The 14,956-nt window shown below is 69.1% G+C and carries 14 protein-coding genes; 7 read left to right on the top strand and 7 right to left on the bottom strand.

Annotation, left to right across the window (positions count from 1 at the left end; all coding sequences use genetic code 11):
* Positions 1-7 precede the first annotated feature (7 nt).
* Genes WHX56_RS21055 through WHX56_RS21035 form a run of 5 tightly spaced genes read right to left on the bottom strand, consistent with a single transcriptional unit; the run spans position 8 to position 5,292 of the window.
* A complete protein-coding gene (locus WHX56_RS21055) occupies positions 8-1,486 on the bottom strand; it encodes an efflux transporter outer membrane subunit (protein WP_338878874.1) in 1,479 nt (492 codons plus the stop codon).
* A gap of 6 nt (positions 1,487-1,492) precedes the next feature.
* The gene (locus WHX56_RS21050) at positions 1,493-2,638 is read right to left on the bottom strand and encodes an ABC transporter permease (protein WP_287753868.1); all 1,146 of its coding nucleotides are present in this window, start codon (positions 2,636-2,638) and stop codon (positions 1,493-1,495) included.
* A complete protein-coding gene (locus tag WHX56_RS21045; protein ID WP_338878873.1) occupies positions 2,635-3,594 on the bottom strand; it encodes an ABC transporter ATP-binding protein in 960 nt (319 codons plus the stop codon). Before WHX56_RS21045 ends, WHX56_RS21050 begins: the two co-directional genes overlap by 4 nt.
* On the bottom strand, positions 3,591-4,559 hold the full coding sequence (locus WHX56_RS21040; RefSeq protein WP_338878872.1) for an HlyD family secretion protein: 969 nt from the start codon (positions 4,557-4,559) through the stop codon (positions 3,591-3,593). Before WHX56_RS21040 ends, WHX56_RS21045 begins: the two co-directional genes overlap by 4 nt.
* A gap of 4 nt (positions 4,560-4,563) precedes the next feature.
* Positions 4,564-5,292 carry a TetR/AcrR family transcriptional regulator gene (locus tag WHX56_RS21035; RefSeq protein ID WP_129240687.1) on the bottom strand — a complete coding sequence of 243 codons (729 nt, stop codon included), beginning with the start codon at positions 5,290-5,292 and terminating at the stop codon, positions 4,564-4,566.
* A gap of 166 nt (positions 5,293-5,458) precedes the next feature.
* Here WHX56_RS21035 and WHX56_RS21030 point away from each other — a divergent pair, with 166 nt between their 5' ends.
* From WHX56_RS21030 to WHX56_RS21020, 3 genes are all read left to right on the top strand, one after another.
* Entirely contained in the window at positions 5,459-6,508 is a 1,050-nt protein-coding gene (locus tag WHX56_RS21030) for an NADP-dependent oxidoreductase (protein ID WP_338878871.1), read from the top strand.
* Positions 6,505-7,185, top strand: coding sequence for a type 1 glutamine amidotransferase domain-containing protein (locus WHX56_RS21025; RefSeq protein WP_338878870.1), 681 nt, complete (start codon positions 6,505-6,507; stop codon positions 7,183-7,185). Before WHX56_RS21030 ends, WHX56_RS21025 begins: the two co-directional genes overlap by 4 nt.
* Before the next feature lie 129 nt (positions 7,186-7,314).
* Positions 7,315-7,914, top strand: coding sequence for an HD-GYP domain-containing protein (locus WHX56_RS21020; RefSeq protein WP_338878869.1), 600 nt, complete (start codon positions 7,315-7,317; stop codon positions 7,912-7,914).
* A gap of 546 nt (positions 7,915-8,460) precedes the next feature.
* Here WHX56_RS21020 and WHX56_RS21015 read toward each other — a convergent pair.
* Positions 8,461-10,056 carry a glycerol-3-phosphate dehydrogenase/oxidase gene (locus WHX56_RS21015; RefSeq protein ID WP_338878868.1) on the bottom strand — a complete coding sequence of 532 codons (1,596 nt, stop codon included), beginning with the start codon at positions 10,054-10,056 and terminating at the stop codon, positions 8,461-8,463.
* A gap of 5 nt (positions 10,057-10,061) precedes the next feature.
* On the bottom strand, positions 10,062-10,853 hold the full coding sequence (locus WHX56_RS21010) for a DeoR/GlpR family DNA-binding transcription regulator (protein ID WP_244235012.1): 792 nt from the start codon (positions 10,851-10,853) through the stop codon (positions 10,062-10,064).
* A 210-nt stretch (positions 10,854-11,063) separates the two neighbouring features.
* Between WHX56_RS21010 and WHX56_RS21005 the strand changes: the two genes are divergently transcribed.
* Genes WHX56_RS21005 through WHX56_RS20990 form a run of 4 tightly spaced genes read left to right on the top strand, consistent with a single transcriptional unit; the run spans position 11,064 to position 14,935 of the window.
* The gene (locus WHX56_RS21005; protein ID WP_129240693.1) at positions 11,064-12,155 is read left to right on the top strand and encodes an ABC transporter ATP-binding protein; all 1,092 of its coding nucleotides are present in this window, start codon (positions 11,064-11,066) and stop codon (positions 12,153-12,155) included.
* The gene (locus WHX56_RS21000) at positions 12,155-13,243 is read left to right on the top strand and encodes an ABC transporter ATP-binding protein (protein ID WP_338878867.1); all 1,089 of its coding nucleotides are present in this window, start codon (positions 12,155-12,157) and stop codon (positions 13,241-13,243) included. Before WHX56_RS21005 ends, WHX56_RS21000 begins: the two co-directional genes overlap by 1 nt.
* Entirely contained in the window at positions 13,240-14,130 is an 891-nt protein-coding gene (locus WHX56_RS20995) for a carbohydrate ABC transporter permease (protein ID WP_129240695.1), read from the top strand. Before WHX56_RS21000 ends, WHX56_RS20995 begins: the two co-directional genes overlap by 4 nt.
* The gene (locus WHX56_RS20990; RefSeq protein ID WP_129240696.1) at positions 14,123-14,935 is read left to right on the top strand and encodes a carbohydrate ABC transporter permease; all 813 of its coding nucleotides are present in this window, start codon (positions 14,123-14,125) and stop codon (positions 14,933-14,935) included. Before WHX56_RS20995 ends, WHX56_RS20990 begins: the two co-directional genes overlap by 8 nt.
* Positions 14,936-14,956: the final 21 nt, after the last annotated feature.

Genomic DNA, 14,956 nt, shown 5'->3' with positions numbered 1-14,956 from the left:
CGGCGCGTCAGGGCGCGGGCGCTTCGTTCCACCAGCCTCCGCCCAGCGCTTGCAGCAGCGCGGCGGTGTCGGCGTAGCGCGCCGCGTCGGCCGCGGTGCGCGCGATGCGGGCCTGCAACTGCTGCCGCTGGCTGTCCAGCAGGCTCAGGTGGCTGATGCCGCCGGCGCGGTAGCGGCCCTGCGCGATGCGTTCGGCCTCGTCCGCCCGGCGCGACGCGTCGTCGTGGGCCTGGAACGCGTCGCCGTCGGTCTGCAGCGCCCGCAGGGCGTCGGCGACCTGCCGGAAACCGTCCAGCACGGTCTGGCGGTAGGCCGCCGCCGCGGCGTCGTACGCGGCCTGGGCGGCGCGCTGGCGGGCGCGCAGTTCGCCGCCGTGGAACAGCGGCTGCACCAGCCCCAGCCCGAGGTTCCACACGTTCACCCCGTCGGACAGGTCGCCGGCGCGGGTGCGCTGCGAGCCGAAGCTCGCCGTCAGCGTGAACTGCGGATACAGGTTGGCGGTGGCCACGCCCACGTCGGCCGAGGCCTGGTGCCACAGCGCTTCGGCGGCCAGGACGTCGGGGCGCTGGCGCGTCAGCGCCGACGGAACGCCGGTGGGCACGTCGGCGGGCAGGGTCAGGTCCGCCAGCCGCATCGGCGGCTGCCGCCAGGCCGCCGGCGGCTGGCCCAGGTAGACCGCCAGTTGGTGCGTGACCTGCGCCAGTTGATAGTCCAGCGGCGGCAGCGTGGCCCGCGTCTGCGCGACCAGCAGTTCCTGGTTGCTCAGGTCGGCCCGCGAGACGCCGCCCGCGTCCAGGCGCTGGCGCATGATGTCGCGCTGCCGGACCTGCGCCGCCAGCAGTTCGCGCGTGGCGTCCAGCCGTTCGCTCAGGTCGGCCTGCCGGATGGCGGCCGTGACCACGTTGGCCGCCAGCGCCATGCGCGCGGCCTGCAATTCGTGGCGCTGGTAGTCCACCTGCGCGGCCAGCCCTTCCAGCGCGCGGCGGTTGGCGCCGAATACGTCCAGCGTGTAGGAAACGTCGATCGAGGCGTTGTAGAGCGTGAAGGGCGCGGGCGGCTCGGCCACCGGCACGCCGAAGGCCGAGGGGTCTACTTTCTGCCGCGCCACGGACAGGTTGCCGTCGACCGAGGGCAGCAGGCGTCCGCCGGTCTCGGCGTTCAGCGTTTCGCCGGCCTGGCGCAGGCGGGCGCGGGCCTGCTCCAGCGTCGGGCTGGCCTGCAGGGCCTGCCGCAGCAGGTCGTCCAGCTTGTCGGAACGGAACAGCCGCCACCATTGGGCGGGGATGTCGGCGCCGGCCGCCAGCCGCTGGGCGCCGCCGGACGGCGCGCCGGCCCCGGGCGCGAGATAGGCGTCGGTTTCCGGGGCCGCCGGGGCCTGGAAGTCCGGCCCGGCGGCGCAGCCCGCGAGCAGCGCGCCCAGGACCAGCGGGGCCAGGCGCCGCGGCGCGAAGTCGGAAAGAAAGGGCGTGGGCAGGGAGCGGGACATGGCGGCTCAATCCAGGGTGCGGCGGTAGAACTTCACGGCGGCGGTCATGACGACCGCGGTGAACAGCAGCAGCGGCCAGATGCTGGGCCAGAGGTCCCACCAGCCGTTGCCCTTGAGCAGGATGCCGCGGATCAGGCGGTTGAAATACGTCAGCGGCAGCAGGTTGCCCAGGTATTGCGCCCATACCGGCATGCCCTGGAACGGGAACATGAAGCCCGACAGCAGGATGCTGGGCAGGAAATAGAACATGGTCAGTTGCATGGCCTGCAACTGGTTCTGCGCCAGCGACGACAGCGTGATGCCCACCGTCAGGTTGGCCGCGATGAACAGCAGCGCGGCCAGGTACACGCTCAGCAGCGAACCCTGGAACGGCACGTGGAAGACGAAGCGCGCGGCCAGCAGGATGATGCTGGCCTGGATCAGCCCGATCGCGATGTAGGGCACGATCTTGCCGGTCATCACTTCGATGGGCCGCACCGGCATCGCCAGCAGGTTCTCCATCGTGCCGCGTTCGCGCTCGCGCGTCATGGCCAGGCCGGTCATCATCACCAGCGTCATGGTCAGGATCACGCCCATCAGGCCCGGCACGGTGTTGTACTGCGAGACCTGCTCTTCGTTGTAGAGCCGGTGCACGCGCACTTCGAAGGGCGGCTGGCCGCCGGCCAGGCCGGCCAGCGGGCCGGTCAGGTCCTTGTCCGCCACCGCCTGCGATAGCTGGGTGGCCGCGCCGATGGCCAGGCCGGTGGCCGTCGGATCGGTCGCGTCGGCCTCGATCAGCAGCGCCGGACGCTCGCCGCGCAGCAGGCTGCGGCTGAAGTCCGGCGGGATGGTCAGCACGAACAGCACCCGGCCCCGCGCCAGCGCCGCGCGTCCGGCTTCCTCGTCGTCCAGCTCCTCGGTGATGCGGAAGTAATCCGACGATTTCATCGCCGCGACGAAGCTGCGCGTGAAGGGGCTGTGGTCCGCCGCGACGATGGCGGTGGGCATCTGCTTGGGATCGGTGTTGATGGCGTACCCGAACAGCGCCAACTGCATGATGGGCAGGCCCACGATCATGCCGAAGGTGACGCGGTCGCGGCGCAGTTGCAGGAACTCCTTGAGCACCATGCTCCACCAGCGCGACCAGGAAAAGCCTTGCAGGCGGCGGATCATGGCGGGCTCGCGTAGTTGTCGGCGGAGCGGTTCATCAGATAGATGAAGACGTCCTCCAGGCTGGTGTCGATGCGTTCCAGGCTCAGGTCCTGTCCGGCGATGGCGTCTTGCAGCGTGCGTTCCAGCAGCGCCGCGTCGCGGCCGCTGATGTGCAGCGCGGAACCGAAGGCCACCGTCTGGTCCACGCCCGGCGCGCCGCGCAGGCGCTGCGCCAGCGGCACCAGGTTGTGGCCGCGGATGGCCCAGGTGGCCAGGCGCTGCTCGGCGATCACGTCGTCCGCCGTGCCCTGCGTCAGCAGCCGGCCATACGAAAGATAGGCCAGCTTGTGGCAGCGCTCGGCCTCGTCCATGTAGTGCGTGCTGACCAGCACCGATATGCCGCGCGCGGCCAGCTCGTGCAACTGTTCCCAGAAGTCGCGCCGCGCGGTGGGATCCACGCCGGCGGTGGGTTCGTCCAGCAGCAGCAGGCGCGGCCGGTGCAGCAGGCAGGCGGCCAGCGCCAGCCGCTGCTTCCAGCCGCCCGACAACGATCCGGTCAGTTGCGCGGCGCGGGTTTGCAGCCCCAGGCTTTCCAGGGCCTCGTCCACCGTTTCCCGGCGCCTGGGCATGCCGTACATGCGCGCGACGAAGTCCAGGTTCTCGCGGATGGTCAGGTCGTCCCAGTACGAGAATTTCTGCGTCATGTAGCCGACGTGCCGCTTGATCTGCTCGCTGTCGCGCAGGATGTCGTACCCCATGCAGGTGCCGCTGCCCGAATCCGGCGTCAGCAGCCCGCACATCAGCCGGATGCAGGTGGTCTTGCCGCTGCCGTTGGGGCCCAGGAAGCCGAAGATCTCGCCTTCCCGCACCTGGAGCGACACGTCGTCGACGACCTGCTTGTCGCCGAAGCGCTTGTTCAGGCCCCGCACGTCGATGACGAGGGAGCCGGCCTCCGGCGGGGCGGGCGGCGCGTTCATCGGGGCGCCGCTTCGAGGGGCTGGCCCGGATGCAGCCGCGCCGCCGCCTCGGGCGCCGGCCGCGCCTGGATCATGTAGACCAGCTTGCTGCGGCTTTCCCGGCTGTAGATGACGGGCGGCGTGTACTCGGCCTGGGTGGAAACGTAATCGATGCGCACCGGGATGGGATCGCCGCAGCCGTCGCAGCGCACCATGAGCTGCTGCCCGATCTTCAAGGCGCCCAGGGCTTCCTGCGGCACGAAGAGCCGCACCTTGATATTGCCGGGGGGCAGCAGGCTGACGACGGGGCTGCCCGCGGGCACCCATTCGCCCACGCGGTACAGCGTGTCGAACACCTGGCCGGCGGCGGGCGCGGCCTGGCGCTTCTGCGCCAGGGTCCAGTCCGCCTGCGCCAGCGCCGCCCGGGCCGCCTCGACCTGGGCGGCCTGGGCGAGCCGCTGGTCGTCGCGGCCGGGCAGGGCGGCCACGTCCAGTTGGGCTTTCAGTTCGCGCACCCGCGCCGCGTCGGACTGGGCCTGCTCGCGGCTGTCGTCCAACTGCGACCGCGCGATGCCGCCGATGCGGAACTGGTCGGTGTCGCGCCGCAGTTGCGCGGCCGAACGCCGGCTGACGGCCTCGGCCTGCGCCAACTGCGCCCGGGTGACGTCCACTTCGGCAGGGCGCTTGCCGGTGGCGATGTCTTCCAACTGGGCCGCGGCGGCGGCCAGTTGCGCGCCGGCCTGGTCGCGCGCCGCGGTTTCGCGCCCGGCCTCCAGCGCGAACAGCGGGGCGCCGGCCTCGACCTGCTGGCCGCGCCGCACCGGCAGTTCGGCTAGCCGCCCGGGTTCGGATGACGCCACATAGACATATTCGCCTTCCGCGTAGCCCTGGAAGAAGGCGCCGTCGTCGTTGCCGCAGCCGCCCAGCAGCAGGGCCAGCGCCGTGGCGGCGGGCAGGGGGCGGCGCAAGGCGGGAGGGATGCGCATGGTCTCAGCGTCCTGGAGGGGCGGTAGTCGGGGCGGACGGCGAGAACAGGCCGCCCGTGAGCATGGCGATGGCGTGGGCCGCGATCGCCTGGGTGTCGATGGCCTGCGCCTGGGCGTCGCCCTGCCAGACGCGCCGCCACAGGGCGGAGGTGGCCAGGGGCAGCAGGGTCAGGCCCAGGATGGAAAGGAATACCAGGCGCGGCTCCACGCCGGGGGTGATGGCGCCCAGGCGCTGGCTGTCGGCGATCAGGCCGGCGAAGGCGTGCAGGCGGTCGGAGGGCAGGTGGCGCAGCACGCGTTCGCGCAACTGGCCGCCTTCGTTCACCACCTCGTGCAGCCACAGCGAGGGCAGCCAGGGCCGCTCGGCCGCGCACTGGACCAGGCGGCCGACGATTTCGGCGATGAAGGCGCGGGCCGCGGCGGCGGGATCCGGAACCGGCGCCTGCCCGGCGCCTTGCCCCAGCGGCACGGGCGCCCAGACGTAGCCGATGACCGGCACGATCCGTTCCAGCACGACCGCGTCGATCAACTGGTCGCGGCTTTTGAAGTAGTAATGCACCATCGCCGGCGTGACGCCGGCGCGCTGCGCGATATGGGCGATGGTGGTGGCCGCCACGCCGCGCGCGGCGAACAGCTCCGTGGCGAGGTCCAGCAACTGGCCGCGCATGGCGGCGTTGTCGGGGCGCGGGGGGCGGCCGGGCCGGCGGGGGGGCGGAGGCGGTACGGGGCTCATGCCGCGTATGTTAATTAAATTATTAATTAATTAAAAGGGGGGCGGGCGCCAGGGTTACACGCCGGGGCCCGCGACAAGGATGGTGTAATGGGGCGGACCCCCCATGCCGCCGCCCCGGGCGCTGCCCGCCAGGCCCGGGCGGCTTTCCGTAGGAGACTGGACCGTCATGCCGCAATCGTCTTCCCTCAACCGCCGCATCGTGCTTGCCGCCCGTCCGCACGGCGAACCGGCGGACAGCGACTTCCGCCTGGAAACCGGCGACGTGCCGCAGCCCGGCCCCGGCCAGGTGCTGCTGCGCACCGTCTATCTGTCGCTGGATCCCTATATGCGCGGGCGCATGAGCGATGCGCCGTCCTACGCCGAACCCGTGAAGGTCGGCGAACCCATGGTCGGCGGCACGGTCGCGCGCGTCGAGGCATCCAGCCATCCCGACTACCGGCCGGGCGACTGGGTGCTGGCGCAATCGGGCTGGCAGGATTACGCGTTGTCGGACGGCGCCGGCCTGCTGCACCTCGGCCCCGATCCCGAGCATCCGTCCTATTCGCTGGGCGTGCTGGGCATGCCCGGTTTCACCGGCTACATGGGCCTGCTGGACATCGGCCAGCCCAAGGCGGGCGAGACGGTGGTGGTGGCCGCCGCCAGCGGCGCGGTGGGCGCGGTGGTCGGCCAGGTCGCCAAAATCCATGGCTGCCGGGTCGTGGGCATCGCCGGCGGCGCGGACAAATGCCGCTACGCGGTCGACGAACTGGGCTTCGACGACTGCCTGGACCACAAGGCGCCCGACCTGCCGGGCCGCCTGGCGCGGGCCGTGCCGCAGGGCATCGACGTGTACTTCGAGAACGTCGGCGGGGCCGTCTTCGACGCCGTGCTGCCGCTGCTGAATCCGCGCGCCCGCGTGCCGGTCTGCGGCTTGATATCGGCCTATAACGCCACCAGCCTGCCCGACGGCCCGGACCGCCTGGCCTTGTTGATGCGCACGATCCTCACCAAGCGCCTGAAGTTCCAGGGCTTCATCATTTTCAACGAATACGCGCACCGGTACGGAGAGTTCCGGCAGGCGATGGAAGGCCTGGTCCGGGACGGCCGCGTCAAGTACCGCGAAGACGTGGTCGAGGGCCTGGAAAACGCGCCGCGCGGCCTGATCGGGCTGCTCAGGGGCGAGAACGCCGGCAAGCGCATCGTGCGCGTCGGCCCGGGTGAACGGAGCGCACTATGAAGATCCTGATCGTTCTGACTTCCCACGACACGCTGGGCGACACCGGCCGCAAGACCGGGTTCTGGCTGGAGGAGTTCGCCGCGCCGTACTACGCGTTCGTCGACGCGGGCGCCAAGGTCACGCTGGCCTCGCCCGCGGGCGGGCAGCCCCCGCTGGATCCCAAGAGCGACGATCCCGGCGCCCAGACCGACGACACGCGCCGCTTCAGGCAGGATGCCGAGGCCCAGCGGCTGCTGGCCTCGACGCGCCCGCTGGGCGAAGCGCAGGCTGCCGACTACGACGCCGTTTTCTACCCCGGCGGCCATGGCCCGCTGTGGGACCTGGCGGAAGATCCGAAGTCGGTGTCGCTGATCGAGACCATGCTGGCGGCGGGCAAGCCGGTGGCGGCGGTGTGCCACGCGCCGGGCGTGCTGCGCCACGCCAAGACGGCCGACGGCAACCCTCTGGTGCAGGGCAGGCAGGTCACCGGCTTTTCCAACGCGGAAGAGGACGCGGTGCAACTGAGCGACGTGGTGCCGTTCCTGGTCGAGGATGAACTGAAACAACTGGGCGGGTTGTATTCCAGCGGCCCGGACTGGCAGCCGCACGTGGTCGGTGACGGCCTGCTGATCACCGGCCAGAATCCGGCCTCGTCGGTGGGGGTGGCCGAAGCGTTGTTGGAGCGGCTCAAGAACTGATCCCGGGCCGCCTGCGGGCAGAAGGGGCGAGACACGATCCGATTGGCAAGAATTGCGGCGCATTGTGTCAGAATCGCTGCTTCTTGAAACATGTGCATGGCGCCAGGCCGCCCGCACGTCCCAGTCCCGATGCCTCCAGACGTACCCGAACTCTCCCAAGGCTCCTGCGTGGCGGCGTTGTTCGCCGCCATGCGGGCGCGTGATCCGGCCACCGGCAGGCACTGCGACAGAGTCGTGGCCCTGAGCGTGGCCCTGGCCCAGGCTTGCGGCTTGCCCGAAAGCGAACAGGAGGTGATCGCCATCGCGGCCAGGCTGCACGACGTGGGCAAGATCGGCACGCCGGACCGCGTGCTGTTTTCGCCCACGCGCCTGGACAGGGAAGACTGGGAAATCATGAAGTCGCATGCCGCGACGGGCGCCGGCATCATCATGCACAGCGATATTCCGCAGCGCGAACAGATCGCGCTGGCGGTGCGCCACCACCACGAGCATTTCGACGGATCCGGCTATCCCGACGGCCTGGCCGGCGAGGACATCCCGCTGCACGCGCGCATCATTTCGCTGGCGGATTCCTACGACGCCCTGGGCGACGCGCGGCCCTACCACCCCGCGCTTCCGCATGCGGAAATCATGCGCATCCTGAACCGGGAGGCCGGCTCCAAATGCGATCCCGGCCTCTTGCGCGTCTTCGGGGAACTGATCGAGGACAGCCCGCTACGGGTGCCGTAGGATGGGTGGAGCGCGAGAGTTCTTGAGAAAGAACTCAAGTATCCAGCGCGCGAAACCCATGCGGCCATGGGCAGACAATGCCCGGCACCGACCGAAAACAATGCAGGTGTCTGACACCCCTGAAACGCCGGTGCAAGCCGAAGCCTTATCTCCTCGGGTGTCAGACACCCCGGGGGAGGATTTGGGTGACGATGCAGGTGTCTGACACCCCTGAAACGCCGGTGCAAGCCGAAGCCTTGTCTCCTCGGGTGTCAGACACCCGGGCAAGCACGCCGGGTGGGATATCTACCGACGTCAGTCCGGGCAAACGGCTGATGGATGGGTGTGTCCCGATCCCCAGGTCCCACTGAACACATTTCGGTGGGGGCTACAGAATCATGCAAGGATGGGGGGAGCGCGGGGGGGCTTAGGCAAGAACCGCGGAATCCATGCTGCCGTGGGCAGACGATGCCCGGCATCGGCCGGAAAACAATCGATTGCGGCCGCATGGGTTGCGCGCGCTGGATACTTGAGTTCTTTCTTAAGAACTCTCGCGCTCCACCCATCCTACAACCGGTAGTTCGCCGCGATCGCTTCCAGTTCCTGCAACGTGCGCTGCTGCCAGGCGGCATCGTGTCCCAGTTCTTCGGCCAGGATGCGCGCCACTTCGGGCGCGGCCAGCATCGCGGCCTCGCTGTCCAGGAACAGCGCGCGGTTGCGGCGCGCCAGCACGTCTTCGGCGCTGCGCGCGAGTTCGAAGCGCGCGGCGAACCGGACGTGCGCTTCCGACAGGCCGCTGCTCTTGACCAGCATGCGGTCCGCGCCCGGCAGCGCCTTCAATGCCGCCAGGTCGCTGCCGTAGTAGCTGTCCGGGGTGCCGGCGTGTTCCTGCGACGGGGCCAGGCCCGAGGCGCCGTGCAGCGCCAGCGATTCGGTGCGGCAACTGGCCTGCGTCAGCAACTGATGCTGGATGGCGGTGTCCACCACGTCCTGCGCCATGCGGCGGTAGGTGGTCCACTTGCCGCCGGTCACCGTCACCAGCCCGGCCTTGGACACGAGGATGGTGTGCTCGCGCGACAGGGACTTGGTGGACGCCTCGCCCGTGGCCTTCACCAGAGGGCGCAGCCCGGCCCAGACGCTGGTGACGTCGTCGCGCGTGGGCTTGCGGCTGAGGTAGCGGGCCGCCGTGCCCAGGATGAAGTCCACGTCCTGGCCGCCGGCCTTCGGGTCCAGCGGCAGGTCGTCGCGCGGGGTGTCGGTGGTGCCGACGATGGTGTGGCCGTTCCACGGCACCACGAACAGCACGCGGCCGTCGTCGGTCTTGGGGATCAGGATGGCGCGATTGCCCGGCAGGAACTCCCGCGGCAGGGTCAGGTGCACGCCCTGGCTGGGCGCGACCATGGTCTGCGCGTTCTTGTCCTCCATGCGCCGCACTGCGTCGACCCAGACGCCGGTGGCGTTGACCACGCAGCGCGCGCGCAGCGTGAAGTTCGAGCCGCCGAGCGCGTCCTGCGCCGTCACGCCGTCGACCTTGCCGCCGGTCATGGTCAGGCCCGTGGCGCGCACGTAGTTCACCGCCGTGCCGCCCAGGTCGAACAGCGTGCGCATCAGGCTGACCGCCAGGCGCGCGTCGTCGAACTGGCCGTCGTAGTACAGCACCCCGCCTTTCAGCTTGCGGCCGTTGACGTTCTCGGCCAGGGTCGGCGCGTTGGCCAGCGTATCGCGGCGCGACAGCCAGCGGCTGGGCGACAGGTTCAGCTTGCCGGCCAGCATGTCGTACATCTTCAGGCCGATGCCGTAGAAGGGCTGGTCCAGCAGGTTGTAGGCGGGCACCACGAAGCCCAGCGGCCACACCAGGTGCGGCGCGTTGCGGTTGAGCAGCCCGCGTTCATGCAGGGCTTCGCGCACCAGGCTGACATTGCCTTGCGCCAGGTAGCGCACGCCGCCGTGCACGAGCTTGGTGGCCTTGCTGGACGTGCCCTTGGCGAAGTCGGCGCCTTCGATCAGCAGCGTGCGGTAGCCGCGCGACGCGGCGTCGACCGCGGTGCCCAGGCCGGTGGCGCCGCCGCCGATGACGATCACGTCCCAGGAATGCGTGTTGTCCAGCGTGGCCAGGAGGCGGTTGCGGTCGGGCGGGGCGACGGAGGCGGGGGAGGAGTTCATGGAGATCAAGGTGTTTGCTTCAAAGTATTCGGGACCGCGGCGACGTCGCAGCGCACGCCGGCGTCCAGCAGGACCTGCGCCAGCGGTTCCTGGGGATGCGCGTCGGTGAAAAACCGGTCTATCTGCGAGATGTGCGCCAGTTCCACCATGGCCTGGCGCTTGAATTTGCTGCTGTCGGCGGCCAGCCAGACTTCGCGCGATTGTTCGATGATGGTCCGCGCGACGCGCACCTCGCGGAAGTCGTAGTCGCGCAGCGTGCCGTCGGCCTCGATGCCGGAAATGCCGATCAGGCCGATGTCCACCTTGAACTGGCGGATGAAGTCCATCGTCGCTTCGCCCACGATGCCGCGGTCGCGCGAACGCACCACGCCGCCGGCCACGATGACTTCGCAGTCCGGGTTGTCCGACAGGATGTCGGCGACGTGCAGGTTGTTCGTGATGACGCGCAGGCCGCGGTGGCGCAGCAGGGCGCGCGCGATCGCTTCGGTGGTGGTGCCGATGTTCAGGATCAGCGAACAGCCGTCCGGCACGGCGCGCGCCACCGCTTCGGCGATGCGCTGCTTGCCGGCCGCGTGCAGGCCCTGGCGCTTGCGGTAGGCGATGTTCTCGATGGTCGAGGCTTCGATTCGCACGCCGCCGTGGAAGCGCGACAGCAACCCGGCTTCCGAAAGGATATTGACGTCACGCCGCACGGTCTGCAGCGTGACGTCGAAGCGTTTGGCGAGCTCTTCGATCGTGGCGGAGCCCTGGGCCCGCACCATTTCGATCAGCGCGCTCTGTCGAGGATTCAGTGTCATGTTCACATGATAAAACAACAAAAGCGAAAAATAATGACGCGCTGCAAGATTGTTTTTTGTTCGCTTCTTGAGTAAAACGCACAAAAAACGAAAGCGATCTGAAAGAGTATGCTCATTCCGTGGCCTGCTGGCCGCGGGTCGAGCCGCTGTACCGAATACCGAAGTCCTCGCTGAATAAACAGGGACGTATAAGTAGGTAGAGGAGATCAGATGCAGCTAAACCTGGACAGGGTAGGTTTGCGGGCCGGCTCGCAGACGCACCTGTATCCCATGAGCCTCGCCCCGGTCGAGGGCGCCATGACGGTGTTGCTGGGCGCGACGCTGGCGGGCAAGACCTCGCTGATGCGCATCATGGCCGGGCTGGACCGGCCCACCGAGGGCCGCGTGCTGGCCGACGGCGCCGACGTCACCGGCGTGCCGGTGCGCCAGCGCAACGTCGCCATGGTGTACCAGCAGTTCATCAATTACCCGTCCATGTCGGTCTACGACAACATCGCTTCGCCGCTGAAACTGCGCGGGGCGGGGGACATCCGCGAAAAAGTCCGCGCCATGGCGGCCCGGCTGCACATCGACCACCTGCTGGAACGCTACCCGTCGGAACTGTCGGGCGGGCAGCAGCAGCGCGTGGCGCTGGCGCGGGCCCTGGCCAAGGACGCGCCGCTCATCCTGCTGGACGAGCCCCTGGTCAACCTGGACTACAAACTGCGCGAAGAACTGCGCGACGAACTGTCGGAACTGTTCGCCGAAGGGCGCTCCACGGTCGTCTACGCCACCACCGAACCCGGCGAGGCGCTGTTGCTGGGAGGCCACACGGCGGTGCTGGACGCGGGCGAACTGCTGCAATACGGGCCCACCGCCGAGGTCTTCCACCGCCCCAATTCCCTGCGCGTGGCGCGCGCCTTCAGCGATCCGCCCATGAACCTGTTTCCGGCGCGCCGGACGGCGGCCGGCTTCGTGCTGCACGGGGACATGGCGGTGGATCGCGCGCTGCCGCCGGACGCCGGCGGCAGCGCGGACATCACCGCCGGCCTGCGCGCCGGCGCGCTGGACGTGGAGCCGCGGCCCGGCCACATCGGCCTGCCGGGCATCGTGAAGCTGGCGGAGATCTCCGGGTCCGACACCTATGTGCACGCCGAGACGGCGGCGGGCGGCGTGGTGGCGCAATTGCCCGGCGTCCACCGCTATACGCTGGACCAGCGCGTGCAGCTCTATTTCGATCCCGCGCAGACCTACGCCTTCGGCGCGGACGGCGCCTTGCTGGCCGCGCCTCGGCAGCCCGCGGGCGCGGGGGAGGCGGCCTGATGGCGCAGATCGAGCTGGACCTCTCCCATTCCTACGTGGCGGATCCCAGGACCGATGAAGACTACGCGCTGCTGCCGCTGAAATTCACGTTCCGGGACGGCGGCGCCTATGCCTTGCTGGGGCCGTCCGGCTGCGGCAAGACCACGCTGCTGAACTGCGTGTCGGGGCTGCTGCGTCCTTCGCATGGCCGCATCCTGTTCGACGGCCAGGACGTCACCGGCAAGACGCCGCAGGCGCGCAACATTGCCCAGGTCTTCCAGTTCCCGGTCGTGTACGACACCATGACGGTGGCCGAGAACCTGGCGTTTCCGCTGCGCAACCGCGGCATCGCGCCCGACCGCATCCGCGAGCGGGTGGGGCGCATCGCCGAAATGCTGGAGATGTCCGCCGTGCTGGACCGCCGCGCCAGCGGGCTCACGGCCGACGCCAAGCAGAAGATCTCCCTGGGCCGCGGGCTGGTGCGCAGCGACGTATCGGCCATCCTGTTCGACGAGCCGCTGACCGTCATCGACCCGCAGCTCAAATGGGAACTGCGCCGCAAGCTCAAGGAAATCCACCACGAATTCAAGCTGACGCTGATCTACGTCACGCACGACCAGACCGAGGCGCTGACCTTCGCCGACCAGGTCATGGTGATGGCGCGGGGCCGCGCCGTGCAGGTGGGCACCGCGGACGACCTGTTCCAGCGGCCGGCGCATACCTTCGTGGGCCATTTCATCGGTTCGCCCGGCATGAATTTCCTGCCCGCGCAATGGCGCGACGGCGCGCTCGAAGTGGGCCGCCGCCGCGTGGCGGGCGTGCCCGATTCCATGGCCGCCAAGCTGGCCGGCGCGGGCCCCGTGAAGCTGGGCGTGCGCCCGGAGTACCTGCGCCTGGCCGGGCCGGACGCGCCCGGCGCCGTGCCCATGCGCGTGGAGCGGGTGCAGGACGTGGGCACCTACACGCTGCTGGTGGCTGATTTCGAGGGCACGCCGGTGCGCGCCCGCCTGGGCGGCGACGCCGTCCCGGCGGCCGTCGGCGGCACGGTCTGGCTGTCCGTCGTCAATCCGCATACCTGCTTCTACCGCGACGAGGAGCTGATCCGATGAAACCCATAGATCACCGGGCCTGGTTCCTGGTCCTGCCCGTGGTGCTGTGCGTGGCGTTCTCGGCCATCCTGCCGCTGATGACCATCGTCAACTATTCGGTGCAGGACATCATTTCGCCCGAGCGCCGCGTGTTCGTCGGCACCGAGTGGTACGCGGCGGTCTTGCAGGACGAAGAGCTGCACGGCGCGCTGCTGCGCCAGATCGGCTTTTCGCTGGCCGTGCTGGCCATCGAGATCCCGCTGGGCATCCTGCTGGCGCTGTCCATGCCGGCCGCCGGCTGGCGGGCCTCCGCCGTGCTGGTGATCATCGCGCTGTCGCTGCTGATTCCGTGGAACGTGGTGGGCACCATCTGGCAGGTGTTCGGCCGCACCGACATCGGGCTGCTGGGCGCCGCGCTGTCCTGGCTGGGCGTGGACTACAACTACACCGGCAACGACGTGGACGCCTGGGTCACTGTGCTGGTCATGGACGTCTGGCACTGGACGCCGCTGGTGGCGCTGCTCTGCTATGCCGGCCTGCGCGCCATTCCCGACGCCTATTACCAGGCCGCGCGCATCGACGGCGCCTCGCGCATGGCGGTGTTCCGGTATATCCAGCTACCCAAGATGCGCGGCGTCCTGATGATCGCGGTGCTGCTGCGCTTCATGGACAGCTTCATGATCTACACCGAGCCCTTCGTGCTGACCGGCGGCGGGCCGGGCAACGCCACCACCTTCCTGTCGCAGTACCTGACGCAGAAGGCCGTGGGCCAGTTCGACCTGGGGCCGGCGGCCGCCTTTTCCATCATCTACTTCCTGATCATCCTGCTCTTGTGCTTCATCCTCTACAACTGGATGCAGCGCGCCGGCACGACCGGGGGCTTCGACGAGGAGCGCGCAAATGCGTGACAACAACACCTGGTGGCGCGGCGCCTTCCTGACCCTGTACCTCGTCTTCGCCATCCTGCCGCTGTACTGGATGCTGAACATGTCGTTCAAGACGAACACCGAAATCGTCAGCACGCTGACGTTCTGGCCCACCGACTTCACCTTCGAGCACTACCGCACCATCTTCACGGACCCGGCCTGGTATTCGGGCTACATCAATTCGCTGATCTACGTCGTCATCAATACCGTGATTTCGCTGGCCGTGGCGCTGCCGGCCGCCTACGCCTTCTCGCGCTACCGCTTCATTGGCGACAAGCACGTGTTCTTCTGGCTGCTGACCAACCGCATGACGCCGCCCGCGGTATTCCTGCTGCCGTTCTTCCAGCTCTACAGTTCGTTCGGTCTGATGGACACGCACCTGGCGGTCGCCCTGGCGCACCTGGTGTTCAACGTGCCGCTGGCGGTGTGGATCCTGGAGGGCTTCATGTCGGGCGTCCCGCGCGAAATCGACGAAACCGCCTACGTCGACGGCTATTCCTTCCCGCGCTTCTTCCTGACGATCTTCCTGCCGCTGATCAAGTCGGGCGTGGGCGTGGCGGCGTTTTTCTGCTTCATGTTCAGTTGGGTGGAACTGCTGCTGGCGCGCACGCTCACCTCAGTCAACGCCAAGCCCATCGTCGCCACCATGACCCGCACCGTGTCCGCCTCGGGCATGGATTGGGGCGTGCTGGCCGCCGCGGGCGTGCTGACCATCGTGCCCGGCGGCATCGTCATCTGGTTCGTGCGGCACTACATCGCGAAGGGCTTCGCGATGGGCCGGGTATAGCGCTGGAAGCCAGCGGGAGGG

The sequence above is a fragment of the Achromobacter veterisilvae genome, assembly GCF_037619525.1.
GTDB classification, from domain to species: domain Bacteria; phylum Pseudomonadota; class Gammaproteobacteria; order Burkholderiales; family Burkholderiaceae_B; genus Achromobacter; species Achromobacter veterisilvae.
The sequence above is the reverse complement of the archived record's forward strand: the minus strand, read 5'-3'. Positions and strand labels throughout refer to the sequence as shown.

Bases quoted from the DNA above. Each gene is read 5' to 3' on its own strand.
- WHX56_RS21055 (WP_338878874.1), bottom strand. From the start codon at position 1,486: ATGTCCCGCTCCCTGCCCACGCCCTTTCTTTCCGACTTCGCGCCGCGG.
- WHX56_RS21050 (WP_287753868.1), bottom strand. From the start codon at position 2,638: ATGATCCGCCGCCTGCAAGGCTTTTCCTGGTCGCGCTGGTGGAGCATG.
- WHX56_RS21045 (WP_338878873.1), bottom strand. From the start codon at position 3,594: ATGAACGCGCCGCCCGCCCCGCCGGAGGCCGGCTCCCTCGTCATCGAC.
- WHX56_RS21040 (WP_338878872.1), bottom strand. From the start codon at position 4,559: ATGCGCATCCCTCCCGCCTTGCGCCGCCCCCTGCCCGCCGCCACGGCG.
- WHX56_RS21035 (WP_129240687.1), bottom strand. From the start codon at position 5,292: ATGAGCCCCGTACCGCCTCCGCCCCCCCGCCGGCCCGGCCGCCCCCCG.
- WHX56_RS21030 (WP_338878871.1), top strand. From the start codon at position 5,459: ATGCCGCAATCGTCTTCCCTCAACCGCCGCATCGTGCTTGCCGCCCGT.
- WHX56_RS21025 (WP_338878870.1), top strand. From the start codon at position 6,505: ATGAAGATCCTGATCGTTCTGACTTCCCACGACACGCTGGGCGACACC.
- WHX56_RS21020 (WP_338878869.1), top strand. From the start codon at position 7,315: ATGCCTCCAGACGTACCCGAACTCTCCCAAGGCTCCTGCGTGGCGGCG.
- WHX56_RS21015 (WP_338878868.1), bottom strand. From the start codon at position 10,056: ATGAACTCCTCCCCCGCCTCCGTCGCCCCGCCCGACCGCAACCGCCTC.
- WHX56_RS21010 (WP_244235012.1), bottom strand. From the start codon at position 10,853: ATGACACTGAATCCTCGACAGAGCGCGCTGATCGAAATGGTGCGGGCC.
- WHX56_RS21005 (WP_129240693.1), top strand. From the start codon at position 11,064: ATGCAGCTAAACCTGGACAGGGTAGGTTTGCGGGCCGGCTCGCAGACG.
- WHX56_RS21000 (WP_338878867.1), top strand. From the start codon at position 12,155: ATGGCGCAGATCGAGCTGGACCTCTCCCATTCCTACGTGGCGGATCCC.
- WHX56_RS20995 (WP_129240695.1), top strand. From the start codon at position 13,240: ATGAAACCCATAGATCACCGGGCCTGGTTCCTGGTCCTGCCCGTGGTG.
- WHX56_RS20990 (WP_129240696.1), top strand. From the start codon at position 14,123: ATGCGTGACAACAACACCTGGTGGCGCGGCGCCTTCCTGACCCTGTAC.